This window comes from Natrinema sp. H-ect4, assembly GCF_041894845.1.
Classification (GTDB): Archaea; Halobacteriota; Halobacteria; order Halobacteriales; family Natrialbaceae; genus Natrinema.
Genome location: NZ_JBHDYC010000008.1, coordinates 94,755 through 120,798, shown reverse-complemented (window position 1 = coordinate 120,798; position 26,044 = coordinate 94,755). Strand labels below are relative to the sequence as shown.

Genomic DNA, 26,044 nt, shown 5'->3' with positions numbered 1-26,044 from the left:
GATGGCAGCCGACTGCCCGCGGTAGTATTTGACAACCCGGTTTACGTAGGTTTAAGTGAAATGCCCGGAAAGTAGCGTCTATGCTCGATGGCTACGAGATGTACGATTTGACGCAGCCGTGGTCAGTTGACACGCCAGCGTGGCCGACGTACGACAACCCCAAGGTCTGGTACGAAAAGAGCCTGGACACGGAGAAGGTGAACGGGCAGAAAATCGAGTTCATGAACCACACCGGGACGCACCTCGACGGCGAGAAACACTTCGTCGCTCACGGTCGAGATATCGAAGAAGTCGGTCTCGACGAGCTCGTCGGTGACGCGGTCGTCGCCGACATCTCCGACAAGGTCGACGACTACGATGTCTACACCAGCGAGATGATCGAGGACGTCTGTGACGTCCAAGAGGGCGACATCCTGTTCATCCACACGGGCTACCAGGATTACGCCTGGCACACCGACGAGGCGGACCCCCACCGGTACTTCTGTAAGCACCCCGGTCCGAACGCGGAGTTCGCCGACTGGTGCAAGGAGATGAACCTCAACTACCTCATCCTGGACTGCGGGAGCGCCGATCACCCGATGAACACGGTCATCCAGGAGATCCGACCCGAACTCGCCGAGGAAGCGGCCGACCACTTCGGCGTCGACGATCTCGACGAGGTCTTCCCGCCCGAGGGCTACCAGCTCATGCACAACGAGCTCTTCCCCGAGGGGATCATCCACGTGGAGAACGCCCAGGTTCCCGAGGAACTGCTCAACGAGCGCGTTCAGATCGGGACCTTCCCGTGGCGCTTCCGCGGCGGAGAATCCAGCGTCTCCCGCGTCGTCGCGTTCAAGTAATCCGGTCGCAGCGGTTCGTTTTTCGGCCGTTTCTCGAGTCTGATAGCGAGGCGTCCGTCGGTTCGACGTATCACAGAAAAAGAACGGGAAGCTGGTGAGAACGATGCTAAAAACGGAGTGGAACCGACTCGCAGTTATCGCTGGAAGTCGACCGATCGATCCCCCTCGTCGCGGACGACGTGCGTGCTCGCGGGTTCCGTTCGGGAGATTTCGCGCCCCTCTTTGAGTACCAGCGTTCGAGGCGCTCGCGTTCGAAGCGCATTGAACGGGTCCGGCGCGTCGTAGACGACGAGCGATCCGTCGGCTCCGACGGAGAGGCCGTAGTCGTCGACCCCGAAGACGCTCGCGTTCGCTGCCGTGAGCATGTCCCAGATCGGCTCCACGTCGCCGCGGCCGTTCATGTGCGCGTAGTGGACGAGGATGAAGGCGGCGTCGAGGGGATCGCCGCGACCGTAGTGATACCACGGATCCATCACGGAGTCGTGCCCGAGCCCGACGGTGACGCCCGCCTCGCGCAGTTCGTCGATTCTGGTGTGGCCCCGACGTCGCGGGTAGTCGTCGTATCGCCCCTGTAGTACCGCGTTGTCCGGCGGGTTGGTGACCACGTCGATGCCGCTTTCGGCGAGCAAGGCGGTCACCTTCGCCGCGTAACTGTTCGGATAGGAGTGCATCGCCGTCGTGTGGCTCGCCGTTACCCGCTCGCCGATATCGCGTTTGATCGCCTCGCTGGCGAGCACCTCGGTAAACCGCGATCCCGGATCGTCCGTCTCGTCGATGTGGAGATCCGCGGGCCGACCGTACGACTCCGCGAGATCCATCGCAAGTTGGACCGAGTCGACGCCATCCTCGCGAGTGTGTTCGTTGTGCGGAATCGCACCGACGACGTCCGCGCCCATCTCGAGCGCCTCCCGGAGCAGGTCCTCGTGAGTCGGATCGGTGAAGATCCCGTCCTGCGGGAACGCGACGACCTGGAGATCGACGATGTCCGCGACCTCCTCTCGGAGTTCAAGCAGGGCCCTGACGCCGGTCAGCGACTCCTCCGTCGTGTCGGCGTGGGTCCGGACGCGGGTGACGCCGTGGGCCGCGAGCCACTCGACCGCCCGCTCGGCCCGCGCTTTCACGTCGTCAGCATCGAGGGTCTCCTTCCGGTCGCCCCAGATGCGGATCCCCTCCGCGAGCGTCCCCGAATCGTTCCACTCGGGCTGGCCGGCAGTGAGCGTCGCGTCCAGGTGGATGTGCGGTTCGGTCAGCGACGGCGTCACGAGCCGTCCCCCAGCGTCGTAGCGCTGGGACTCCGGAACGGCCGTCGGATCGATCGATCCGGCCGCCTCGAGGCGCGAGATGCGCCCGTCTTCGATTGCGATGTCGATCGACGACCCGTCGACAATGGTGGCGTCGGTGATAATCCACGAAGGCATACACATCGATTCCAGTCCACGCTAATAATAGTACCGCGAGTTGTGAACTGGTACTGTATCACCCAATCGATGGACAATTAGGCGAGAGTCGTCGATAATCTCCCCTCACTGTTAGAAAGATTGATTATCACGGAATCGAGAAGCATGTTACATGGCAACATCCGACGGTGGATTTGACTGGCGCCGCATCGTCTTCGGTGACGAGACCCTCCCGGACCCCGACTATCCGCTCGATCACGTCCCGAAGAACGAACGGAAGGGATTGGTCAGCCTCTCGGCGGTCCTGCTCGGCCTCGTCTTCTTCGCGGGGACGATGTGGGCGGGCGCGGAAGTCAGCGCGGCGATGGGATTCCAAGAGATGCTCACCGCGATGGTCGTGGGCCACATCATCCTGGGCGGGTACGTCGCACTCCTCTGTGGAATCTCCGCGAATGCGGGTCTCACAACCGTCCTACTCGCTCGATACTCGTTCGGTCGGATCGGCGCTAAATGGGCAGACCTGCTGTTGGGCGGCACGCAGGTCGGCTGGTTCGGCGTGACCATTCCGATGGTCGCCGTCCCAACGGCGACGTATTTCGGCCTCGAGAGCGCGGCGATGGTCAGCGCACTGGTTCTCATCTGGGGACTGTTACACATGTCGACTGCGTACTTCGGGTACGACGGGATGGAGAAGCTCTCGTACGTCGCGGTACCGTTCCTCGTGATCGTCGGGTTGCTCTCGATCGGGCTCGCCGTCGGCGACGCGGGCGGGATCGACGGCCTCCTGGCCCAGACCGGCGGGGGCGAGATGACGTTCGGTCTCGCGGTGACGATCGTCGTCGGGACGTTCATCAGCGCGGGCACGCAGGCTCCGAACTGGGCGCGCTTCGCCGTCAACTCTCGGGTCGCCTTCTGGGCTGGATTGATCGCATTCCTCGTCGGAAACAGCTTCCTCTTTCTCAGCGGTGCGGTTGGCGGTGCCGTCTACGACGTGACGCCCGCGGGCGACCTCTACGAAGTGCTGGTCGCGCAGGGACTCGCGAGCGTCGGCCTGATCGCGTTGATCCTGAACATCTGGACCACGAACGACAACGCCGCCTACGCGTTCAGCGTCGCCGGAGCCGAGGCGTTCGACTTCGATCGCAAGCGGCCGTTCGTCATCGTCGGCTGTGCGATCGGGATCCTCCTCGCGCTGGCCGGCGCCGACGGGCTCCTCCTGCCGTGGCTCGAGCTCCTCGGACAGTACATCCCGCCGCTCGGCGCGATCATCATCGCCGATTTCCTGCTCTGCTGGCGCGGCGGGATCCCGCGGATGGACGACGTTCAGTTCACGAGCGTCCGGTGGACGGGCGTGCTGGCGTACGTCGTCGGGTGTCTCGTCGCGGTCCTGACCGCCGGATCGGTGCTACCGGGCGTCACTGCACCGGCGCCGGTTCCGGGCATGGCGGCCCTCAACGGAATGCTCGCGGCCGCACTCGTGCACATCGTCGGCTACTACGCCCTCGAGGAGACCGGTCTCCTCCCGTCTCACCGGGTTCCCGAGGACGCAAATCGAGTCTGACCGTGTAAAAAGCAGGGCGATACCGGCGTCGTCTCCGCAGTCGATCTATCGAACGACGAGGACGGGGACGGACGACCGCCGCACAACTTTCTCCGCGACGCTTCCGAGGAGGACGCGTGCGACGCCGTTCCGACCGTGACTGCCGACGACGATCATTTCGTAGTCGCCGTCCTCGGCGCGCTTGACGATCAGCCGATCCGGTCGGCCCCGACCGCGTTCGGTCTCGATCTCGGTTCCGCGTTCCGCCGCGAACTGACGTGCAGACTCGAGGATCTCTTCAGATCGCTCGTGTTCTGGACTGTCGTCAGGAATATCACCAGTCATTCCGGAAAACGCCCCGATGTCGCCGTGCCCCGCCTCGACCACGTGGACAGCCGTGATCGAGGCGTCCGGGAACGTTTCGATCGCGTACTCGAGTGCGTCTTCCGATCTGTTCGAGCCATCGACGGGGACGAGGATCCGTTCGGGCATAGTCCATAGTTGGGTGCCAAGCGACGTATTTCTTCCCCGAACTACAGCGAATCGGGAACGTCTGCCGCGAGAGGAACGCTATTACTGTTGTGGGACTCTCTAGCAGGTATGAAGGCATGTGTCCTCGACGAGTGGGGCGGATCGCTAACGGTCGACACGGTTCCCGATCCGGAGCCCGAACCGGACGAAGTGTGTATCGACGTCCGCGCCTGCGGCGTCACACGAACGATCGAGAACTCGATTCAGGGCGGCCTCGAGGACGATCCGACACTCACGCCGCGGGTGCCGGGTCACGAGTTCGCGGGCATCGTCGACGACGTCGGCGACGACGTGTCGGGAATCGTGCCGGGCGATCGCGTGCTGGCGTACTTCTATCTCACGTGCGGCGAGTGTGACGCGTGTCGGCGCGGCGCAACGAACCAGTGTGCGAATTTCGGCGGCTGGTACGGGGCCACTCGAGACGGCGCGTACGCCGAGCGAGCAGTTATCCCCGCCTCGAACGCGCTCCCGCTCCCGGACGGGGCGAGCTTCGTCGACGGCGCGATCGCCGCAGATGGGCTCGCGACGCCGCTGCACATCTGTCGTCGGGCCGAGGTCGACGACGCCGATACGGTGCTCGTCGTCGGCGCGGCCGGTCGTGTCGGAATTCACCTCTCGCAGCTGGCCGCGCTCAGGGGCGCTCGCGTGCTGGCGGCCGACATCGCGGACGACCGGCTCGCGCACATCGATTCGGTCACGAGCCCGGCGGTGCAGCCGATCGATGTCCGCGACGACGACGTCGCAGCGCGGCTCCGCGAGGCAACGCCCAACGGCGACGGACCGACGGTCGTCGTCGACACAGTCGGAAACACGGACACGCTCGTGGACGCCTGGGAAGCGCTCGCGATGGGCGGGCAACTGATCTCGCTGACGACCCACCACGAGCGATCGTTCGCACCGCCGCTGACGGAGTTCGTCGTGAAGGAGGCCGCCATCAGCGGATCGCGGTACGCGACGAAAGACGAGGTCGTCCGGGCCGCGCGATTGCTGGCCGACGGCCGGATCGACCCCGTCGTCACCGAACGAGTCGGCCTCGAGGACGTCCCCGCCGTTCACGAGCGGATTCGGGCGGGCGAGAGTTACGGGATGGTCGTCCTCGAGCCGTAGCGGCGGGTAGAAGCGGATTGAAGCGCGGAGTCCCAACGATGAAGGACCGTCGCCGATTCAAGCGTCAGCGCCGGCGTCGGCCGACGTGAGGCCGCCATCGCCGGGGATAATCGCATTCAACACGAGCGCGGTGACGCCGCCGACGAGCAGCCCGGAGCCGAGCAGCACCTGGAGATCGTCGGGGAACTGTGCGAGCGCGTCCGACTGCACCTCGACGCCAAGGCCGAGCACGATCGAGGAGGCGATGATCGTCAGGTTTCGCTGCGTCAGTTCCACGTTCTGGGCGACGAGTCTGAGTCCGATCGAGAAGATCATCCCGAAGAGGACGATCGCTGCACCGCCGAGGACGGGTTCGGGCATCGCCGAGACGATCGCGGCGACTTTCGGAATCAGGCCGAGCACGACGAGGAAGCCCCCGCAGATCGCGACCACGAACTTACTCGCGACGCCGGTGAACCCGATCAGGCCGACGTTCTGGGAGAACGACGTGTTCGGGAAGGCGTTGAACACGCCCGCGATCATGCTCATCACGCCGTCGGCCAGCAGGCCGCCCCGCATTTCCTCCGAAGTCGCACGTCGGTCAACCGTTCCGGTCGTTCCCTCCACGTCGCCGATCGTCTCCATGGAGGTGACGACGTACGCGAACGCCGCGATGACGATCGCGCTCGGGTGGAACTCGACGCCGAACTCGAGGGGCATCGGGACGGCCACCCACCCGGCATCGGCGACGCCGGAGAGATCGAGCAGTCCGAGCGGCGCGGCCATCAGGTAGCCGACGACGACTGCGATGAGCACGCTCGCGACCGAGAGGAAGTTATCGAAGTACTGGTTGAACAGGACCGCGATCAGGAACACGACTCCGGCCACGCCGAGGTTCGCGAGGTCGCCGTAGGTTTCAGCGCCCGGCCCACCGGCGGAGTACTGGATCGCCGTCGGAACGAGCGTCAGTCCGACGAGCATGACGACCACGCCCGTCACGAGCGGAGGAAACAGCGACCGGAGGTCGTCGTAGAAGTAGCCGATGACGATCTCGACGGGAGCGGCGACGATGACCGCGCCGAAGATCGCGGCGATCCCGAACGAGTTCCCGATGTCGATGAGGGGCGTGACGAAGATGGCGCTCGTTCCCATGACGATAGGGAGACGGGAGCCGACCGGCCCGACCGAATACACCTGTACGATCGTGGCGAACCCGGCGACGAGCAACGCCATCTGTACGATGAACGTGGTCTCGCTCTGCCCGAGTCCGATCGCACCGGCGATAACGAGCGGGAGCGCGACCGTCGAGAGAAACATCGCGAGCAAGTGTTGAATCCCGAGCGGGATGGCCTCCGAAAGGGGCGGTTCGTCGTTAATTCCGTATCGAACGATACCGTCGTCAGTACTCGATTCTGGAGACTGATCGTCCACGTTTACGTCCGTCATTGCACGGATACCACCACAAATACAGGAAATATATATCTTTGGGATATTTTTCAGCGCGATACAGTCTGATTCGGCTAAAATAGTATATGTCTGATATTTTCCACGGAGAAGCCGTCGCCGCTGCCGTGATACCACGCTTTTTGTAGATACGATGTCTAGCCGGTCACGTGTTACGGCAATGGTCGTTCGGTGACGAGTCCCGAACCGTTCCCTGGACAGCCATCGGCGAGATCGGTCTGGGGCTGTTCGGTCTCGGACTCGCAGTCGGTGGCTACGGCGCGTACGTCTCCGCGCTCATCGCCCGCGGTGTCTCGCCCGATGCGGCCGGATTCGGCATGTCGCTCTTTCTCCTCGGACAGCTTCTCGTCGTCGTTCCGGCCGATCGACTGACGCGGACGGCGCCCGTCGAACGCGTCGCGGCGCTCGGGTTCGCCGTCGCCGGCGTCGGAATCGCCCTCGGCGGCGCGGTGACCCTCGAGGCCACGTACGTCTCGCGGCTCCTCCTGGGTCTCGGTCAGGGGACGGCGTTCGTCGGCGGAATGAAGTACGTCGGATTACGGACGACCGGCGCGGATACCGCGACCGCCCAGGGGATGCTCGGCGCGCTGTTCACGCTCGGACTGGCCTGTGGACTGGCAGTGGGTCCCGTCGCCGTCTCCGCGCTCGGACCGACGCTCCCCGCCGTTGTCGCGGCTATCGTGGCTCTCTCGGGAGGCGCGTTGACGACTCGGTTGCCGGCCGTCCGCGCAAACGCGAAGACGGCTATTCGCGCGTATCTCGACCCATTCACGTCCGCGAGCGGACTCGCACTCGGGCTCGGGAACATGGCGACGTTCGGATTTCTCATGGTGGCCTCGACCTGGTACACGGAACTCCTTTCTGGGGTCGCGCTCCCCGCGATCGCCGTGCTCGTCGGATTCGCCCTGGCGACGGTGTTCGGTCGGGGACTCGGTGGCTGGCTCTCGCGAGGCTACGGGGAGCAAGCGACCGTCGCGGGTACGCTACTGGGACTGGCACTCGTCCTCGTCGGGTTAGCGGCAGCGATCGCGACCGGCTCCGAAGCAGGGATCGGAATCGGACTCGTATTGACCGGGTTCGGCTTCGGGATCCCGTTCGGGCCGCTGTTCAGTCTCGCGTTCTCCGAACTGGCTGACGACCCCGGCGTGACGCTGTCGGGAATGTTGCTCGTGGGTAACGGCGGCGCGCTGGCGTACCCGTGGCTCGTGGGCCGGCTGTTGACCGCGACGGAGAGCTATGCCGCGGGATTCGGGGCGATGGGACTGACCGTCGCGGCGGTCTGGCTGCTCTGGATAGCGACGATCGGTCGGTGAACCGAAGGTACTGCTCCGACGATGAGGATTCTCCGACGAGGTGCCCCCGATGACGAGAAAAGATCGCGTGCGCCTCGAGTGAGCGGACGTGGCCCCACGTCCGCCGGCGGTCACGTCGATCGGCGGAACAACCGCGACCGCGAACGCGTTACCGCGGCTGAACCGGCAGTTCGATCTGTGTCGCGTACTCGGCGTCGTGGTGGACCGTGTTGGTCGCGATTTGGGACTCGCGGTCACCGTACAGCGGCCCGCCGGTGTTGTGGTTCACGTCGAAGCGCGGGTAGTTCGACGAGGAGATGTCCAGCCGGATGCGGTGACCTTCCTTGAAGACGTTCGCCGTCGGGTACGGCTCCATCTCGAACTCGTAGACTTCGCCGGGCTCGAGCAGGTCGGGCTCGTCCCGGTAGCCCCGGTAGCGCCCGCGGCAGATGGAGTCGGCGAGGTTCACCGCGAAGCCGTTCGGGAACTCCTCGCTGGGCGGGTACTCGTCGATGAGTTTCGCCGTGAAGTCGGTGTCCGGCGCGTCGGTCGAGCCGAAGACGCTCACGCGGATCGGTCCCGTGATCTCGAGGTCCTCCTCGAGGGGCTCCGTCCGGTAGACGAGGACGTCGTTGCGCTCCTCGAGGGGGCCGTACGGCGACTCGGCGCCGAGCGTATCGGGGCGCGTGCGCTGGTCGAAGCCGCCGCGGCCGGTGATGTCGTGCAGGTTGCGATTGGCGAGCGGGTACTCGATGAGATTCTCGTCTCGAGGCTCGTAGGTGATATACGACGAGCAGTTGCCCCCGAGGGTGGGGACGGGATCGCTCGGATCGAACTCGTAGCTCGTCGCGGCGTCCTCGACGGTCGGTTCGTCCGTCGACAGCCGACCGTCCTCGTGGATGTAGTAGGTCGTGAACTCGGTGTCCGGCAGGGGCCACTCCTCGCCGGAGCGCCACTCGCCGCTGTGGCGGAGCCGTCCGTCGCGCGTCTGCGAGCCGTCGCCGGTCCCCATCTGGAAGTACTGGACCGTCGGCTGGTCGCCCCAGGTATCCTCGCCCTTGAGATAGTGATCGAAAAAGCGCAGCCGCGTCTCCTGGTAGTCGCGCAGGGCCTGCTCGCCGAACTCGAGTTCGCCGGAGTAGGACTTGTTCCACGAGGGCAGGGGATAGGTGTTCCAGCCGTGGGTCCACGGCCCCATGAGGAGGTAGTGGTCGCTGTCCTTGCGCTCGGCGAGCGCCTCGAAGTTGTCGCAGGTCGCCTTCGTGTAGGAGTCGTACCACGCGCCGGAATAGACGGTCGGAACGTCCGCCGACTCGTCGTAGTACGCCTCGAAGTTGAGCCCCGGCTCCTGCCAGAGTTCGTCGCTCGCGGCCCCCTGCGTCATGATGTCGAACGCCCACTCCTCGTAGTCGGGGATGTGGCGCAGCGGCGACTGTCCCTGCTGGATCGGCCCGTTCTCGAGCACGTCCCGCACGTCGACGTTCGCGAGTCGGTGCTGGACATCCGAATCCTCCAGCGCCCGCTTGGCGAACCCGCCACCGAGGGTGTACGCCCAGCAGAGCCACCGGAGCTCGAAGGCACCGTTGTGACGGAAGGTCGCCTTCCGTCCGTTGGCGGCCCCCTGGTTGATGAACATGGCCTCGAGGTGTGGCGGATCCTGCGTCGCAAGCGCGTTCTGAACCCACGCACCGTAGGAAGTCCCGATCGTCCCGACCTGCTCGTCACAGTAGTGTTGCTCGGCGAGCCATTCGACGGTGTCGTAGCCGTCCTCGGGTTCGTTGACGAAGATGTAGTAGTCGCCGCCGCTGTTGAATCGACCCCGGCAGTCCTGGATCGCGACGACGTAGCCACGCTCGGCGAACCACTCGCCGTGTCGTTCCATGCGTCCTCGCTTGCCGTAGGGAGTCCGATCGAGAAGCGCGGGCTTGGGGTCGTCGATCGGTTCTCCCGTGTCGGGGTCAGCCGGGCGGTAGATGTCGGTCGCTAGTTCGACACCGTCGCGCATCTCGACCATCACATCTAGTTCAGCAGTGACTGCGTACTCCGGATCAGATGCCATCACGTCTACCGATACGGTCGAACTGTAATAGTTCATTCCCTCCGATCTCGAGCCGTGGCGCTATTCGATCGACTCGAAGGCTACGTCGGCAGAATCCGGGATCGACCGTCCGATCGATGAGCGGTCGACGAAAAGGGGACGGTGGATTCGTCCGTCCGCTCAGTTCGCGAACGGGGTGAGCTCGAGTCGCTCGAGCGTCTCGTCGGTCGGAACGCCGTCGTCGTCCCAGCCGCGGAACGCGTAGTACTCGTCCAGCATCGCCTCGAGTTCCGACGGCGGACAGAACATTCCGGCCGACGGTCCGTCGGGAATCGCCTCGTGCATGACGCGGTAGGGGAGCGTATCGTCCGCTCGACTGGCGATCCCGCGCTGGACGTTGACGAGTCGCTCGAGGTTGTAGATGCGCTCGCCGATCCGTTCGAGTTCGGCCGGGTCGAGGTCCCAGCCGGTCGCGGCGTTCACCGCATCGCTGTAGCGCTCGTTCAGTCGTTCGCCCCACCCGCCCTCGCTGACGAACCGACACTGGGTCAGCGAGTCGCCGACGGCGGTGAAGTGCTGCGAGCGAGCGGCGAACTCGGCAGTCCCGTCCGTCGTTTCGTCGTGTTCTCCCTGATACTGGAGCGTCGGACGCGTGTCGTGGTGTGAACCGCCTCGAGTCGCGGTCGCGTATCCGATCGACATCCCCTTGAGACCGCGCGGGGAGTGGGCCGCGAACTCCAGTCCCTTCGCCCCGTGCAGGTACTGCTCCGCCGCGTCGTCCAGCGAGTCGGCGAATCGGAACGAGCCCGCCGCGAGCCGATCCCCGATTCCGTCGCGTCGCGCGGTCTCTTCGGCGAGTTCCACGAGACCGTCGGCGTCGCCGAACGCCAGATGCGGTGAGGCGTCCGCGGGGAGAAGTCCCTCCTCGTAGCATTCACGCGCGAACGCGACGGTTACTCCCCAACTGATGGTGTCCATCCCCAGCCGGTCACACAGGTCGTTCGCTTTCATCACGCGCTTGATGTCGTACACCTCCTGCATCGTCGCGGTCCCGAACAGGCTCTCGAACTCCGGAATCTTCGCCTCGGTGATCCCCTCCGACTGGACCGCGACGTGTTTCCCGCAGGCGACCGCGCAGTTGGCGCACGTAGTGTCCTCGGTGACGAACTCTTCGTGGAGCCGTTCGCCGCTGATCGCCTCCGCGTTCTCCCGGGACGTCTGCTCGGTTTGATTGTTGCGCTGGCCGAGCTTTCCCGTCTCGTTGACCGGGTTCACGAGGCCACTGGTCCCGTAGTCCTGTAGCATCTCGGTCCCCTCCATCAGCGGTTTCATCCGCCCGGTAGCGAGCGTCCGGAGTCGATCGGGCGCAGCGAGTTCGGGCTCGAAGTCACCCTCCCGGACGGCGACGGCTTTCACGTTCTTCGAGCCGAGAACCGCCCCGCTGCCGCCCCGACCGGCGACGCCTTCGCGCCGTTTCGACTCGTGCAACAGGCAGGCGTAGCGCACTCGGTTCTCGCCGGCCGGGCCGGCAGCGATGACGTGCGTGTCGTAGCCGACGCCCTCCTGTTCGCGTACTCGCTCGCAGGTCTCGTATGTGTCCAGACCGGCCAGGTCGGCGGCGGGTTCGACGGTCGCGCCGTCCGCCGTAATGCTGACGTACGAGAGGTCGTCGGCCGAGCCGTGTAACGCGATCGCGTCGAACCCCGTCGTCTTCTGGGCTCGCGGGAACGTCCCGCCGAACGTGCTGTCGAAGAACCCGTCGGTCATCGGACTGACGAACCCGACGACGCCGCGACTCGTGCTCTGGAACGGCGTGGCGTTCATCGGTCCGACCGCGAAGACGACGACGTTCTCCGAATCGAACGCGTCGGCCGACGCGGGGACGTGTTCGGCGACGAGCTTGACGGCGAGGCCGTTCCCGCCGAGGAACAGGCGCGCGTCCTCGGGCGCGAGTTCCTCGCGCTCGCTCTCGCCGCTCTCGAGGTCGACGTGGAGGATTTCGCCGCCGTACGCCGGCGGGAGGTCGCTCATCCGTTCAACCCTCCATCTGGGCGTCCGAGTGCTCGAGCGCGGCGTCTAACGCTTCGATACCTCGGTCGAGGTCCGCTTCCGTCAGTACCAGCGGCGGCGCGATGATGAGCGTGTTGATCATGTTCGCGACGTAGACGCCGTGATCGCGGGCGCGGGCCGCCACTTCGTCCACGACCGTCGTCCCCGTCGAGATCTTGTCCGCTCGCTTCCCGAACGGAACGCGTTCGTCGGCCGACCGGGTGAGTTCGAGACCGCGGAAAAGCCCGACGCCGCGCGCCTCGCCGACGCTCGGATGATCCGCGGCGAGTTCCGCGAGTCGCTCGCCGAGGATGTCGCCGATCTCGCTCGCGCGCTCGATGAGGTTCTCCTCCTCGTAGGTCTCGACGGCGGCGAGCCCGGCCGCACAGGCGACGGGATGACCCGCGTACGTGTGGCCGTGACAGAACATCTCGTCCTCGAAGTGGTCCGCGATTTCCGGCGTGACGATCGTCGCGCCGAGGGGTGCGTACGCGCCGGTGAGGCCTTTCGCCATCGTCATGATGTCGGGAGTGACGTCGAAGACATCGCTGCCGAACCACTCGCCAGTGCGGCCGAATCCGGACATCACTTCGTCACAGATGAGTAACGCGCCGTGATCGTGGGCGATTCGCTTCAGCTCGGGGAGGTACTCCTCGGGCGGAACGAGAATGCCGTTCGAGCCGACGATCGGCTCGACGAGCACCGCCGCGACCGTATCGCCCTCGAGTTCGAGCATTTCGTCGATGTACTCGAGGCTCTCCATCGGCTCGAGCGTCGAGCCGTACGCGTACGGGTCGGGCGCTTTGATCGCGCCGGGAACACTGGGTTCGGCCGGCAGCCGCCGCGGATCGCCGGTGACGCTGATCGAACCGGCGGTCGCGCCGTGGTAGGAGCGGTACCGCGAGATGATCTTCTGCTTGCCCGTGTAGAAGCGCGCGATTTTGATCGCGGCCTCTACGGCCTCGGTGCCGCTGGTCGAGAAGAACGTTTTGGTGAGGGCTCCCGGTGTGACGTCGGCCAGTTTCTCGCCGAGTCGGGCGCGTGCCTCCGTCGTGAAGCCGGGCGCGAAGTACGCACCCTCTCGGGCCTGCTCGGCGATCGCATCCGCGACGCCGTCCGCGGAATGGCCGAGATTGGAGCACATGAGCTGTCCGGAGAAGTCGATGTACTCCTCGCCGTCGGCCGTCGTAAATCGCGCTCCGTCACCGCCGACGACCTGCGTCGGGCTGACTTCGCTCTGGAACGACCACGTGCCGAAGACGTGTCGCTTGTCTGTCTGTTCGATGTCGTTGAGGGATGATAGCTCGTCTCCCATGAGACAACGTACGATACAAAAGTTAAAAACTGTTGGCATAATATCGCCCTAAATTGACCTGTATTCAATATACTCGATATCTATCGAACAGTTATATAGTAGCGTCGAGCTGACGAATCGAGCGGGGACGACGAGCGATGATCACTGGAAACGGACACCGGAACGAGTCCGGATTCTCCGACAGAAACGCGACGACAGACGAGTCTGGATCGAATCTGTCCCGCGATGGGGGTCACTCCGACAGATGTGGACGGAGCGCCTCGTAGGCAGCGTCCGGACGCTCGGGAAACACTGTGAGTGGCTTCGTACGACCGGTGACTTTGAACGAGAGTTTGCCGCGCTTCCGGTACGTCAGGAAGAGGCTCACGACGCCGATGACGGCGAACGCGACGCCGCCGAGCACGTGTTCCGTCGTCGAGTACCCGCCGAACACGATGAGTCCGACGCTGAGCACGGCGAGAAACCAATCGAAGGCGTTGTACTCGACCTCTACGATGTCCTCGACGGCGATGCGTATCGGTTCTCCGTCGCCACGAACGACGTAGACGTGGTCCGCTGTGAGCGCGAACGCGTCGCCGCGACGAAGTGCGAACGTCTCCGCGGCAGCGGCGTCGACATCGTCGAGCACGTTATCGGTGGTCACGAGTACAGCATGAGCGGTCACTGTCGTTACTGTTATGGTCGGGACGAGGATCGCACTCCCAATCGGACCCTCGAGCGGGCGGACCGGGCCGTGAGGGCGCACGCGGATACCGACTCCCTGCGGGGCAAGGAGGTGGAGATACTGTGTGACGGCGAGGAGGAATCCGCGTGAATTAGATCGGCTGAACGAACTCGACGACGTAGCCGTCCGGATCGTAGACGAACGCCGCTCGCCTGTTCGCCGCGTCGAACGTCGTCGGTTCGAGGTGGACATCGCACCCGCTCTCCTCGAGGACCCGCTCGAAGGTCGCGTCGACGTCCTCGACCGAGAACGCGAGGTGGTCGATACCAGACGGATCGACGGCCCCGTCGGCGTTCGGGTCGAACTTGAACTGGAGGGAAGCGCCGTCGTCGGTTCCGACGTAATAGTTGACGACGCCGTCATCTCCCGCGAACTCTCGCTGGTACTCCAGCCCGAGCACCCCTTCGTAGAAATCGGTCGTTGCCTCGAGGTCGCTCACCGTGACGGCAGTATGTGTGGCGTGCATACACCACGAACGAGTCCACGTCTACATATACTTTGGTTCCACCGCTACGAAAACGCGGTATAGTATCGATGTGTCCGATTATCTGGGAGAATGAGGTGCTGTATTCGAGTATTTCTCCGTGATTAGGACAAGAGTTAATACGTACCCTGACAGTCGTGAACATATGTCGATACAGATTGACAGAGAGCGCTTCGTCGAGACGATGAAAGAACAGGCGGCGATCGGCGGTACGGACGACGGCGGCCTCCACCGGCTCGCGCTGTCCGACGAGGACAGGGAGATCCGGGACTGGTTCCGCGATCAGCTCGAGGAACTCGGGCTCGACGTCAGAATCGACGAATTCGGAAATATGTTCGGGCGTCGCGAGGGCACGGATCCCGACGCCGCGCCGGTCCTGATCGGGTCGCACCTCGACTCCCAGCCGTACGGGGGGATCTACGACGGGGCGCTCGGCGTGATCGCTCCCCTCGAATTGCTTCGCACGCTCGAGGAGGAGGGGATCGAGACCGAACATCCGATAGAAATCGTCAACTGGACGAACGAGGAGGGGTCGCGCTTTCAGCCGGCGATGCAGGGCAGCGGCGTCTGGGTCGGCGCCCACGACATCGAGACGGAGTACGAGCGGACCGACGAGAACGGCGATCGACTGGTCGACGAACTCGAACGGATCGGGTACCGTGGCGACGTCCCGGCCGAACCCCAGGAGGAGTACGAGGCGTACCTCGAACTCCACATCGAGCAAGGGCCGTACCTCGAACTGGAGGGCAAGGAGGTCGGCGTCGTCACGGGCGTCGTCGGATTCTATTGGGGTGCGATCACGTACTACGGCGAGGCGGACCACTCGGGTCCGACCCCGATGCACTTCCGCAATGACGCGCTCGTCGGGGCCGCCGACGTGATCACGCAGATCCGACGCATCCCGAGCACGCTGGGCGATCGAACCGTCGGAACGGTCGGCTACGTCGACGCGCAGCCAAACTCCATCAACATCATCCCCGAGGAGGTGACGTTCACGTTCGGGTTCCGGGACCCGTCCGACGATATCGTCGAGGAGGCGAAACACCGAGTGCTCGCCGAAGCGGAGGCGGCAGCGGAGCGAGAGGGTCTCGAGTGGGAGTGGGAGAAACGCCACCAGTCGGACAGCGTGCGCTTTGCCGACACGTGCGTCGACGCCGTGCAGGCGTCGGCCGACGAACTCGGCTACGACAGCATGCGCATCTTCAGCGGCGCCGGCCACGACGCCGTCCACCTCACCGACGTCTGTGATACCAGCATGGTGTTCGCGGTCAGCGAGGACGGCAAGAGCCACAGCGAAGCGGAGTACACGAGCTGGGACGACTGCTACTCGTCGGCGAACACGATCGCCAACGCGGCGTTCCGACTCGCAAACGGCGAGTAGTCGACAAAAATAGCCGGGTACGCGGGCGGATACCGGACGGCCACCGGCCGATACCGGATTGGGTCCCGGCCGATATCAGAACTCCCAGTCGGGGAGGTCCCGTTCGACGAACTGGCCGTGCCCGGGCTCCCCGACGATTTCGCCGTCGTCGGCCACGAGTTCGCCCCGGACGAAGGTCTTCTCGACGCGACCGGTCACCTCTCGACCCTCGTAGATGGAGAAGTCGGCGACGCTCGCGTTGTCCGCGGCGTCGATGGTGTCGGACGCGTCGGGATCGAACACGAGGACGTCGGCGTCGGTCCCCGGTTCGAGCGTTCCCTTCGAGGAGAGCCCGAACACTCGAGCCGGGTTCGTACACATCGCGCGAACGAGGAACGGGTACGAGTAGCCGCGCTCGTTGACCGCTTCGTCGTGGAACACCGGCAGGCTCGTCTGGAGGGCGTTCGCGCCGAACTTGCTGTCCCACCAGTTCTCGACCTGTTTGCTCTCCTCCGTGTACCCGCAGTGATCCGTCGAGACGACGTCGAGCGTCCCGCGCTCAAGGTGCTCGAACATCGCCTCGTTGTCGTCGGGCTTCCGAATCGGCGGAGCGATCATCGGGAGGTGCCCCAGCTCCGCAAAGATGGAATCGTCTAGCGTCGTGTAGTGGGTACACGTCTCCGCCCGGACCATCTCCTCGCCGAACTCCTCCCGGAACTGCGCGAGCACCTCGGCGGACTTCCGACAGGACGTGTGGATCCCGTAGTACCGACACCCTGCCTCCATCGCCATCCGGACGGCGTCCTCGGCGGCCATCGCTTCCGCGTAATCCGGCCGCGACTGTGGATACCATTCTGGATCTCCCTTCCCCTCGGCCTGGAAACGCTCGGCCAGATACTCACAGAGGGCGCCGTCTTCGGAGTGCAAGACAGCGACCGCGTCGTGGTCGGCCAGTTCGCCGAACGTCCGGTCCATGAACCCGTTCGTCAACCCGAATTCGTAGGCGGTGAACAGCTTGAACGTGGGGACGCCGGCCTCGATAACGGCCTCGAACTCCTCGAAGACCGCCTCGTCTTCTCGAGTGATCGCGGCGTGGAGTCCGAAGTCGACAACCGGATTCTCCGCTTTGTCGCGTTTGCGCTCGATTCCCTCCAGAAGCGTTCCCTCCTCGTCCCACAGGCTCGTCTCGCCGACCCAGGCCTGCCAGGCGAAGTCGATGAACGTGGTCGTTCCGCCGAGGGCCGCTGCCTTCGAGGCGCTTTCGTAGGTGTCGAACGAGAACATGTCGTCGATGTGGACGTGGGGGTCGACCACGCCGGGCAGCACCAGTCTGTCAGTGGCGTCGACGACCGTCTCGGCATCGCTCATCTCGTCGCCGTCCCCGACGGCAACGATGCGTTCGCCGGTGATTCCGACATCGGCCTCGAACGTGTCCGTGGCCGTGACGACAGTCCCTCCTCGTATGAGTATGTCTACCATGTGCGCTCGTATTTACATAGAACAATCAAATATAGATTTCGATCAAATATAAGAGGAGTTATTCCGCATTCCACCCAGCTCTATGCAATAAATGCGAATATTTTTGAACACGCTTTGTCAAGAGCTAGCAACAGACTTAAGTAATTGTCTTTGAATTATGAGGGATGTGGGGATGACAGCTCTTCACACAATTGGAGTCACGATATGACAGACAACGATCCACCGAACGACGGCGATGGTATAGCCGCTGCAGAGGGGAACATTCCGGCCCCACAGGAGTCGGATTTCGTCGAATACAGCATCGAAGACAAACCGCCACTCCTCGAGTCGATACTATTGGGGTTCCAGCACTACCTCACGATGATCGGTTCGACCATCGCTATCCCGCTGGTACTCATCGGGGCGATACAGGGTGCGGGCGGGTCCATGCCCGCGTCGGCCCAGGCGCAACTGATCGGGACCTTCTTCGTCGTTTCGGGCGTCGCAACCCTCGCACAGACGACGATCGGTAACCGGTACCCGATCGTACAGGGTGGGACGTTCTCGATGATCGCCCCCGCAATCGCGATAATCGGGGCTCTCGGCGCTCAGGGCGTCGGGTACGAACTCATGTTGCGGGAGCTACAGGGCGCGATCATCGTCGCAGCGCTAGTCGAAGTAGTGATCGGCTACACCGGCGTAATGGGTGCACTGAAACGGTTCCTTTCGCCGGTCGTTATCGCACCGACCATCGCGCTGATCGGTCTCGCTCTCTTCAATACGGGACAGATCACGAGCGCGACCCAAGACTGGTGGCTGTTCGGCCTCACACTGGTGCTCATCATCGCGTTCTCGCAGTACCTCGACAAGTACCACAGCGTGTTCCGACTGTTCCCGATCCTCCTCGGCGTCGGCCTCGCGTGGATTATCGCCGCCCTGCTCTCGGTTGGCGGCGTCTACGGCACCGGCGCAGCTGGATACGTGGACTTCGGAGCCGTTACCTCGGCGTCCGCGATCCAGCCCGTCTCGCCGTTCCAGTGGGGTATGCCCACGTTCACGACGTCGTTCATCATCGGCATGTTCGCTGGCGTCGTCGCGTCCATGATAGAGAGCTACGGCGACTACTTCGCCGTCGCCCGGCTCTCGGGAATGGCCGCACCCAGCAAGAAACGCATCAACCACGGCATCGGCATGGAGGGACTCGGTAACCTGTTCGCCGGCATCATGGGGACCGGGAACGGATCGACCTCCTACTCGGAGAACGTCGGCGCCATCGGGATCACCGGCGTGGCGTCCCGATACGTCGTCCAGATCGGTGCACTCGTCATGTTGGTCGTCGGCTACGTCGGCTACTTCGGGCAGCTGGTCGCGACAATTCCCAATCCGATCGTTGGAGCACTGTTCCTCGCGATGTTCGGACAGATCACCGCGGTCGGTCTCTCGAACCTGAAGTACGTCGACCTCGACACGAACCGGAACGTGTTCATCGTCGGTATCGCGCTGTTCTCGGGGCTCGCGATTCCGAACTACATCGGCAACGTCGGGGCCGTAACCGACTTCCAGGCCGGACTCGAGGGCGTCGCCGTCCTCGGCCCGGTGTTGGGAACCGAACTCGTCTCGCAGACGCTGTTCGTCATCCTCGGAACGGGGATGGCCATCGGAGGCATCATCGCGTTCGTCCTCGATAACACCATCGAGGGGACGACCGAAGAACGCGGGCTCGACGCATGGGACGAGCTCTCGGAGGACGAAGACGACTTCGTTAGCGTCTTCGATCGGCTCAGCTCGGACGGCGGATCGAAACCCGTCGATCGAGCGGACTGATCGCCAATCGTCGGTCGTCGCGCGTCCTCGGCCGGTCGAGGAAGACGACGAGGAGCGGTTCACGTTTCACGATAAAGCCGACGCGTTGGACCGTCTCTCTCGACCGCACCGAATGACTCGGCTCGCGGTGGGGCGTCGCGAGCGCCCCAACCGAACCTTTTTTCCGGTCACTGACGATGCTGGGGCATGGACGAGTACGACGAGATGTGCTGGCAGCGCGAGGCCGTCGACCACGTTCTCACCGCTCGAGAGGAGTTCCTCGAGGATCGTGCGACATCGACCGTTCCAGTCGCTGAGATCGCCGGCCAACGCCTCGCCGAGCCGATAGTCGCCGAGACGGCCCAGCCGACGATCGATCGCGCCACCATGGACGGATACGCGTTCGCCGACGACGACGACGGGCCGCTCGAGATCGTCGAGAACGCGGTGTTCCCGGAGACGAAACCGCCCGCGCTCGAGGCCGGGCAGGCGATCGAGATTGCCACGGGGGCACCGCTTCCCGACCGGGCCGATACCGTCGTCAAGCGCGAGGACGCGGTCGTCGACGGCGGCCGCCTGCAGACGCCCGACCTCGCGACCGGAACGTACGTCTACGAGCGCGGCTCGAACGTCGAGGCCGGCGAGCAACTCTACACGGCCGGTGATCGGCTCACCGCGCTCGACGCCGTCTTGCTTCGGGACCTCGGCCGGGAGTCGGTCGTCGTCACCGCGCCGCTGTCGGTCGCCGTGCTCGCCACGGGGACCGAAATCCACGAGGGCCGGCACACGGACCTCGATTCGCCGATGCTCTGTAACCTGGTGCGGTCGTGGGGGCACTCCCCCTCGTATCGGGGATCGGTCCCCGACGAGGGCGACCGGGTCGAACGGCGAATCGCCGAGCTCGCGAGCGAGGCCGACGTGGTCGTCACCACCGGCGGGACGAGCGTCGGCAAGAAAGACTACGTGATCGACGCGCTCGAGTCCCTCGGCGACGTCGTCTTCCACAGGGTTCGGATCCGACCGGGGAAGCCGATCGCCGTCGCTCGGTTGCCCGACCACGACGCCTTGGCCGTCGCTATTCCCGGGAAACCGATCGGAGCGTACGTGAGCGCCGCCCTCGTCGCTCGCCCGCTGTTCACGGGCGATCGAACGACGCCGACGCTCGAGCGAACGATCACCCACGACGTCGGACTCGGCCCCGAGGGTTTCGAGTACGCGATTCCGGTCACCCTCGAGGGCGACGACGCCACGCCGCTCGGGCACGTGGACTCCCCGCTCGCGGTGTACGAGGAAACGTTCGATCCGAGCGTGCTCTCCTCGAGTACGCGCGCGGCGGCCGCCGACGGCTTCGTGCTCACGACCGAGCCCCTTGACGCCGGAGCGCAGGTGGACGTGATTCCGACGGATAGTCTCGAATGAGCCGAGGCAGGGTACTCTCGACGGCCACCCTCGAATGAGCCGGAACCGAGACTGCCGATAGCAAAGTTTTTTGCCGACTGTCCGAATCGGTCATGGTATCACATGACTACCGGAGATCGCATTCTCGACGGCGTGAGAGTCGTCGATCTGACCACGTTCGTTACCGGCGGTTTTTGCTCGCTGATGCTCGCCAATCAGGGGGCGGAGGTAATCAAAGTCGAGCGGCCCGGCGTCGGCGACGACAATCGCCACTCGGGCCCGCCGTTCATCGACGGCGAATCGCCGTACTTCTGGACGGTCAACTACGGCAAGAAGAGCGTCGAACTCGACCTCAAGAGCGACGCCGGACGGGAGGCGCTGTACGACCTCGCGAGCGAGGCCGACGTCTTCCTCCAGAACTACCGCCCGGGGACGGCCGAGCGCCTCGACGTCGACGAAGAGACGATCCGGTCGCACAATGACGACGTCATTTACTGTGCGATTTCGGCGTTCGGACAGACGGGGCCCTGGCGCGAGCGGCCCGGCTACGATCTGCTGATTCAGGGGATGAGCGGCATGATGAGTGTCACCGGAGAGCCCGACGGCCGGCCGGTGAAAGTCGGCCTCCCGACGACTGATCTCATCACCGGGATGTGGGCTGCCTTCGGCATTTCGAACGCGCTCTACCGGCGCGAACGGACGGGCGAGGGCGAGACCATCGATCTCGGCATGCTCGACGCCGCGCTTCCGTGGCTGACGAAACAGGCCGGCAAGGTGTTCGCGGGCGAGTCCCCCTCGCGTATGGGAACGAAAGATCCGGTGCTCGCGCCCTACCAGACGTTCGAGACCGCCGACGGCTACCTCAACGTCGCCTGTCTCAATCAGAAGCTCTGGAATGGGCTGTGCGAGGCGATCGATCGCCCCGAACTGGCCGACGACGACCGCTTCGAGACGAACGCCGACCGCGTCGAGCACATGGCCGAACTCGAGACCGAACTCGAACGGACGTTCCGCAAGCTGACGACCGACGAGTGGATGACCCTGCTCGTCGACGAGGCGGGGCTTCCGGCGGGTCCGGTACACGACGTCGAGGACGCGCTGTACAACGAGCAGACGGAGGCCCGCGAGTCGGTCACGTCGATGGAACACCCAGAACACGGCGAGATTCCCGTGATCGAGCACCCGCTGAAGTACGATCGCTCGAGCAGCGGCTTCGAGTCGCCGCCGCCGAAACTGGGCGAGGACACCCGGAGCGTCTTCCGGGACCTCGGCTACGACGAAGCGGAACTGGACGACCTCACCGAGCGCGGCGCGTTCGGATCGGAGTGATGGGAGGCCCATCGAGATGACCGACGCGTTCGTTACCGGTGTCGGAATGACGCGATTCGAATCCGAGAGTGCCGGATCTACGCTCGAGTTAGCCGAGCGGGCAGCGTGGCGGGCCCTCTCGGATGCCGCCGTCGAGCCGACGGACGTGACGTCCGTCCACGTCGGCAACATGGCGGCCGAGGCGTTCGAGGGGCGAACGGGCCTCGAGAACGCCCTCTGTGGTGCGCTCGGCGTCGAGGGGGCAATCGCGGACCGGATCGAGAACACCAGCGCGAGCGGGGCGAGCGCCGTCCTTCGCGCCGTCCACGCGCTCGAGGCGGGCGCGTCCTCGCGCGCCCTCGTTGTCGGTGTCGAGACGATGACGTCCGCCGAGACGGACGCGGCGACGGAGCTCATCAGCCGTCTCGTCCACGACCGGGAGTACGCGCAGGGCGTCACCCTCCCGTCGTTTGCGGGACTCGCGGCCGAGCACTACCTGCGGACGTACGACGTCGAGCCGTCGGCGCTCGCGCACGTGGCCGTCAAGAACCACCGCAACGCGGCGGCGAATCCGTACGCGCAGTTTCAGGAGCCGATCACGCTCGAGGAGGCGCGAACCTCGCCGCCCGTCGCGGAACCCCTTCGCCTGTATGACTGCTGTCCGACGAGCGACGGCGCGGCCGCGATCGTCCTCGAGACGACCCCGGAGACGGACGGGATCCGAGTCGCGAGCGTCACCGGCGCGACCGGCACCCACGCGGTCGCCGAACGACCGAATCCGCTCGAGATCGAGAGCGTCGAGCGGGCCGGTCAGCAGGCGTTAGCCGACGCGAACGTCACGCAGGACGATGTCGACGTCGCCTGTATTCACGACGCGTTCACGATCCTCGAGTTGCTCGAACTCGAGGAGCTGGGGTTTTACGACCCCGGCGACGCCTGGCGGGCGACGGCGGACGGCGAAACGGCCCTCGACGGACGGCTGCCGGTCAACCCCGGTGGCGGACTCAAGGCCCGCGGCCATCCGCTCGGCGCGACCGGCGTCGCACAGATAATCGAACTGACCTGGCAGTTGCGCGGCGACGCCCCCGAGGACCGACGCGTCGAGAATCCGCGGACGGGGCTCGCGCTCAACGTCGCCGGATTCGGAAACAACGCGGTCTGTACGATCCTGCAAGTACCATGACTCGAGACGTTCCGACCGACCACGCGTTCGTCTGTGAATCGTGCGAAAACCGCTGGTATTACACGCGCGACAGGTGCCCGGAGTGTCGGTCGACGGCGGCCGACTCCTACCGGCTCCGTGAGGGAACCGTCGTCACCGCGACGACCGTCCACGCGACGCCGCCCGGCGTTCGCTCGCCGAACCGGCTCGGGATGGTGCGGTTCGACGGCGACGTGACGATCGTCGCCCAGCTCGGAGACGACAGTTCGGCCGGCGATACCGTGCGGTTCGGAGATGTCTCAGTCCTTCGAGCGGGCGATCGATCCGCCTCCGGACCCCGGCTCGTCGGACTCGAGTGAGCGCCGGTTTCCCGTCTGCTCCCCGGCCGATCGCGGGTCGACCTCATTCAGCTCATGAACAGCCGTCTCCCGGCGCGTTCGTGGTTCATCCCCATAATTTCTGCCAGCGGGGCAAAGGACGCCATCGCCGTCGGCTCGTCGTCGACGTGGCGCTCGCAGACCTCCGTTATCGTCGGCTCTAGCGCCTCGAGCACGGACTGGATCTCGGTGTGCCCGAACCGACCGAGCCGCTGGGCCGCCCCGAGCAGCCCCGACACGAACGAGTAGGCGTGTGCGAGACAGGCCTCGAGTCGCGAGAGGCCGCGAGACGCGGTGACGACCCCGAAGACGACCGGGTAGTGGCCTGGCGTCGAACCGGTATCGATCGCGTCGGCGACGGTCGCTGCGAAATCGCCACCGTCGGTCGCCGTTTCGGTCGCGTCGGACGAGGCTCCGGGCCTGTCCCCATGCCCGTTCCTGTCCCCCGCGTTCGAGCCCGCCGCCCCGTTCGGCCCGAACAGTTCGGAGAGCTTCGCGCCCGCCTTGATCGAACTCTCGCGGAACTCTCGGGGCAGGGTGACCGCGTGGAGTCGCTCGTCGACGGCCAGCAGGCGCTCGAGATCGGCGTCTGCGCACGCGGCGTGAGCGTTCGCTAGCGCGACCGTCTCGCAGGGACCGACCACGCGACGGAGGTAGGCCGTGAGCAGGTCTCGCAGATCGTCGCCGGTCTCGACCCGATTCTCGTTGATATACTGCTCGAGGCCGTAGGAGGCCGTGTATCCCCCGACGGGAAGAAACGAATCCGAGAGCCGGAGCGCCGTCAGGAACGGACTCGGGTCAGTGGTCATGGTGGGATTCGTGCGGGTTGTCGTGTGTGTGGTCGTGATCGTGTTCAGGCCCGGACTCGTGAGAGTTGCCGTGTTCGTACCCGTGACCGTGTCCAGACCCGTGCTCGTGTCCGTGCTCTGAGTCATGATCGACACCGCGTGCGCGGCCGGGATCCGCGTCCTCGAGGTCGGTCACGAACAGGTCGGCCTCGACGGTCGTCTCGTGGATTTCCGAACCGGGGACGACATCGGCGACGACCCGTTCGACGATGTGGCGGTCGGCCTCGAGTGGGACGTACACGTCCCCGTCGTCGATCGCGAGATCCCAGTGCTGGTTGCCGATCCGGTGGCCGAGTTCGACCGCCGCCTCGAGTCGCTCGGCCGTCGCGTCGGGCAGCGAGACGACCAGCGCGTCGCGGGGTTCGAACGCGACGACGATCAGCCGGTCGTCCTCGACCAGCAACACGTCGCCCGCCGAGACGGCGGCCTTGTCCACGACGACGCCGACATCGGTGCCCGCGTCCGTCGTCGCCCGGAACCGCGACCGCCGGCGGTCGTCCGCGTCGATGACGACGCGCTCGAGCGTGCCCGCCGACTCGTGGCCGGCGTACAGCGCCGCGAGGTCGTCGTCGGCGTGGACGTTGCCGACGATACCGTCGATTCGTTCCATCAGTATCGCCGGTCGGCGGGTACGCCGACCCCCAGTAGCTGCCGTCTCGTCGCGTCCCACGCGCCGCGCAGCGTCTCGGTCACGTCCGCCTCCCGGTGGCCGAGGAGACGGACGACTGCGCCGACGTCGTACGGGAGCCGCGAGACGCCGGCCTCGATGCCGTCGCGGTCCGCGATCTCGTCGTGGATTCCGTCGATCAGCGCTTCGAGGTCGCTCTCGCCCGGCGCGGTCGCGTCGTCATGATCGTCACCGATCGGTGCGAAGACGTACAGCGAGCCGACGACGCCGTACTCGCCGACGCTGGCCGGATCGCGCGGATCGCGCTCGTTCGGCCGCAGGTCGACCGCGTCGGCACAGACCAACCGTCCGTCGTGTTCGGCCTCGACGCGCGACTGGTAGTGATCGAAGCCGAACGGCTCGTGGTCGCTCAGTCCGTCCGGAACGAGGACATCGGCCACCACGACGACCGCGTCAGCCGCCAGTTCGATGTCGATCGTCTGGAGGCAGCGCGCGTCTTCGTTGATAATCGTCGGGCCCGGAACGTACTCGAGGTAGCTCCCCTCGGCCGCCCGGAGCGCGGTATCGAGGTGGGCGTAGTTCGCGTTCATGCTGTGGACCTTCGTCGCGCTCTGGGTCGTCACGTGCGCTCGCGCCCCCGCTCGAGCGTCGATGCGCATTCGGTGACGGTCGCCCTGGGCGACGCCGCCGGTCGGCTCCTGTGCGACCAGCGTCGTCAGACCGGGCACCGGATCGGTGTCGAGCGTTCCCGTCAGGTGGTAGGGCACCGTCACGTGGTCGCGGATCAGCCGGGTCGGGCCGTCGTCTCGCCGGGCGAACGTCGCCTCGAGCAGGCCGTTCTTCCCGGGGCCGCCCGCGGGCGCCTGGGCGAGCGATTCGTCGGCGTAGGCCTCGAAGGACGGCGGAAGGGGAAGCCCATCGTCTGCGCTCATCCCCGAGCGCG

23 protein-coding genes are annotated in these 26,044 nt (G+C 65.2%); 11 read left to right on the top strand and 12 right to left on the bottom strand.

Features of this window, described 5'->3' with window-relative positions; genetic code table 11:
- Window positions 1–80 precede the first annotated feature (80 nt).
- A complete protein-coding gene (locus tag ACEWFR_RS11970) occupies window positions 81–839 on the top strand; it encodes a cyclase family protein (RefSeq protein WP_098727993.1) in 759 nt (252 codons plus the stop codon).
- Between the two features lie 134 nt (window positions 840–973).
- On the opposite strand, the gene ACEWFR_RS11965 is transcribed toward ACEWFR_RS11970, so the two are convergent.
- Window positions 974–2,257, bottom strand: coding sequence for a cytosine deaminase (locus tag ACEWFR_RS11965; RefSeq protein ID WP_374061242.1), 1,284 nt, complete (start codon window positions 2,255–2,257; stop codon window positions 974–976).
- A 151-nt stretch (window positions 2,258–2,408) separates the two neighbouring features.
- On the opposite strand from ACEWFR_RS11965, the gene codB reads away from it, so the two are divergent.
- Window positions 2,409–3,797 (top strand): cytosine permease, encoded by a 1,389-nt coding sequence (codB, locus tag ACEWFR_RS11960; protein WP_374061241.1) that lies wholly within the window; start codon window positions 2,409–2,411, stop codon window positions 3,795–3,797.
- 45 nt (window positions 3,798–3,842) lie between these two features.
- On the opposite strand, the gene ACEWFR_RS11955 is transcribed toward codB, so the two are convergent.
- The gene (locus ACEWFR_RS11955; RefSeq protein WP_374061240.1) at window positions 3,843–4,268 is read right to left on the bottom strand and encodes a universal stress protein; all 426 of its coding nucleotides are present in this window, start codon (window positions 4,266–4,268) and stop codon (window positions 3,843–3,845) included.
- Window positions 4,269–4,376: 108 nt separating this feature from the next.
- On the opposite strand from ACEWFR_RS11955, the gene ACEWFR_RS11950 reads away from it, so the two are divergent.
- A complete protein-coding gene (locus ACEWFR_RS11950) occupies window positions 4,377–5,414 on the top strand; it encodes an alcohol dehydrogenase catalytic domain-containing protein (protein ID WP_374061239.1) in 1,038 nt (345 codons plus the stop codon).
- Window positions 5,415–5,471: 57 nt separating this feature from the next.
- Here ACEWFR_RS11950 and ACEWFR_RS11945 read toward each other — a convergent pair whose 3' ends face one another.
- Window positions 5,472–6,839, bottom strand: coding sequence for a uracil-xanthine permease family protein (locus ACEWFR_RS11945; protein ID WP_374061238.1), 1,368 nt, complete (start codon window positions 6,837–6,839; stop codon window positions 5,472–5,474).
- 167 nt (window positions 6,840–7,006) lie between these two features.
- Between ACEWFR_RS11945 and ACEWFR_RS11940 the strand changes: the two genes are divergently transcribed.
- A complete protein-coding gene (locus ACEWFR_RS11940) occupies window positions 7,007–8,170 on the top strand; it encodes an MFS transporter (RefSeq protein ID WP_374061237.1) in 1,164 nt (387 codons plus the stop codon).
- Window positions 8,171–8,318: 148 nt separating this feature from the next.
- Here ACEWFR_RS11940 and ACEWFR_RS11935 read toward each other — a convergent pair whose 3' ends face one another.
- The 4 genes from ACEWFR_RS11935 to ACEWFR_RS11920 form a co-directional block, all read right to left on the bottom strand.
- Entirely contained in the window at window positions 8,319–10,208 is a 1,890-nt protein-coding gene (locus ACEWFR_RS11935) for a CocE/NonD family hydrolase (protein ID WP_374061236.1), read from the bottom strand.
- A 159-nt stretch (window positions 10,209–10,367) separates the two neighbouring features.
- Window positions 10,368–12,218 (bottom strand): aldehyde ferredoxin oxidoreductase family protein, encoded by a 1,851-nt coding sequence (locus tag ACEWFR_RS11930; protein WP_374061235.1) that lies wholly within the window; start codon window positions 12,216–12,218, stop codon window positions 10,368–10,370.
- A 4-nt stretch (window positions 12,219–12,222) separates the two neighbouring features.
- Window positions 12,223–13,551 carry an aspartate aminotransferase family protein gene (locus ACEWFR_RS11925; RefSeq protein ID WP_374061233.1) on the bottom strand — a complete coding sequence of 443 codons (1,329 nt, stop codon included), beginning with the start codon at window positions 13,549–13,551 and terminating at the stop codon, window positions 12,223–12,225.
- 232 nt (window positions 13,552–13,783) lie between these two features.
- Window positions 13,784–14,194, bottom strand: coding sequence for a hypothetical protein (locus tag ACEWFR_RS11920; protein WP_374061232.1), 411 nt, complete (start codon window positions 14,192–14,194; stop codon window positions 13,784–13,786).
- 9 nt (window positions 14,195–14,203) lie between these two features.
- On the opposite strand from ACEWFR_RS11920, the gene ACEWFR_RS11915 reads away from it, so the two are divergent.
- Entirely contained in the window at window positions 14,204–14,365 is a 162-nt protein-coding gene (locus tag ACEWFR_RS11915; protein WP_374061231.1) for a hypothetical protein, read from the top strand.
- Between the two features lies 1 nt (window position 14,366).
- Here the strand turns inward: ACEWFR_RS11915 and ACEWFR_RS11910 are convergent, their stop codons facing one another.
- A complete protein-coding gene (locus tag ACEWFR_RS11910; protein WP_374061230.1) occupies window positions 14,367–14,741 on the bottom strand; it encodes a VOC family protein in 375 nt (124 codons plus the stop codon).
- Between the two features lie 163 nt (window positions 14,742–14,904).
- On the opposite strand from ACEWFR_RS11910, the gene ACEWFR_RS11905 reads away from it, so the two are divergent.
- Window positions 14,905–16,140 (top strand): Zn-dependent hydrolase, encoded by a 1,236-nt coding sequence (locus ACEWFR_RS11905; RefSeq protein ID WP_374061229.1) that lies wholly within the window; start codon window positions 14,905–14,907, stop codon window positions 16,138–16,140.
- A gap of 75 nt (window positions 16,141–16,215) precedes the next feature.
- Here ACEWFR_RS11905 and ACEWFR_RS11900 read toward each other — a convergent pair whose 3' ends face one another.
- The gene (locus ACEWFR_RS11900) at window positions 16,216–17,598 is read right to left on the bottom strand and encodes a dihydroorotase family protein (RefSeq protein WP_374061228.1); all 1,383 of its coding nucleotides are present in this window, start codon (window positions 17,596–17,598) and stop codon (window positions 16,216–16,218) included.
- Between the two features lie 204 nt (window positions 17,599–17,802).
- Between ACEWFR_RS11900 and ACEWFR_RS11895 the strand changes: the two genes are divergently transcribed.
- From ACEWFR_RS11895 to ACEWFR_RS11875, 5 genes are all read left to right on the top strand, one after another.
- Complete coding sequence (locus ACEWFR_RS11895; RefSeq protein WP_374061227.1) at window positions 17,803–19,401, top strand: uracil-xanthine permease family protein; 1,599 nt, start codon at window positions 17,803–17,805, stop codon at window positions 19,399–19,401.
- A gap of 186 nt (window positions 19,402–19,587) precedes the next feature.
- A complete protein-coding gene (locus tag ACEWFR_RS11890) occupies window positions 19,588–20,799 on the top strand; it encodes a molybdopterin molybdotransferase MoeA (protein ID WP_374061226.1) in 1,212 nt (403 codons plus the stop codon).
- Window positions 20,800–20,901: 102 nt separating this feature from the next.
- The gene (locus ACEWFR_RS11885) at window positions 20,902–22,107 is read left to right on the top strand and encodes a CaiB/BaiF CoA transferase family protein (RefSeq protein WP_374061225.1); all 1,206 of its coding nucleotides are present in this window, start codon (window positions 20,902–20,904) and stop codon (window positions 22,105–22,107) included.
- A 16-nt stretch (window positions 22,108–22,123) separates the two neighbouring features.
- Window positions 22,124–23,269, top strand: a complete 1,146-nt coding sequence (locus ACEWFR_RS11880) for a thiolase family protein (RefSeq protein ID WP_374061224.1) — start codon at window positions 22,124–22,126, stop codon at window positions 23,267–23,269.
- Window positions 23,266–23,607, top strand: coding sequence for a Zn-ribbon domain-containing OB-fold protein (locus ACEWFR_RS11875; protein ID WP_374061223.1), 342 nt, complete (start codon window positions 23,266–23,268; stop codon window positions 23,605–23,607). Before ACEWFR_RS11880 ends, ACEWFR_RS11875 begins: the two co-directional genes overlap by 4 nt.
- Window positions 23,608–23,654: 47 nt before the next feature.
- On the opposite strand, the gene ACEWFR_RS11870 is transcribed toward ACEWFR_RS11875, so the two are convergent.
- Genes ACEWFR_RS11870 through ACEWFR_RS11860 form a run of 3 tightly spaced genes read right to left on the bottom strand, consistent with a single transcriptional unit; the run spans window position 23,655 to window position 26,033 of the window.
- Window positions 23,655–24,434 carry an urease accessory protein UreF gene (locus tag ACEWFR_RS11870; RefSeq protein WP_374061222.1) on the bottom strand — a complete coding sequence of 260 codons (780 nt, stop codon included), beginning with the start codon at window positions 24,432–24,434 and terminating at the stop codon, window positions 23,655–23,657.
- Complete coding sequence (gene ureE / locus ACEWFR_RS11865) at window positions 24,424–25,083, bottom strand: urease accessory protein UreE (RefSeq protein ID WP_374061221.1); 660 nt, start codon at window positions 25,081–25,083, stop codon at window positions 24,424–24,426. Before ureE ends, ACEWFR_RS11870 begins: the two co-directional genes overlap by 11 nt.
- A complete protein-coding gene (locus tag ACEWFR_RS11860; RefSeq protein ID WP_374061350.1) occupies window positions 25,083–26,033 on the bottom strand; it encodes an urease accessory protein UreD in 951 nt (316 codons plus the stop codon). The genes ureE and ACEWFR_RS11860 overlap by 1 nt, the downstream gene beginning before the upstream one ends.
- Window positions 26,034–26,044: the final 11 nt, after the last annotated feature.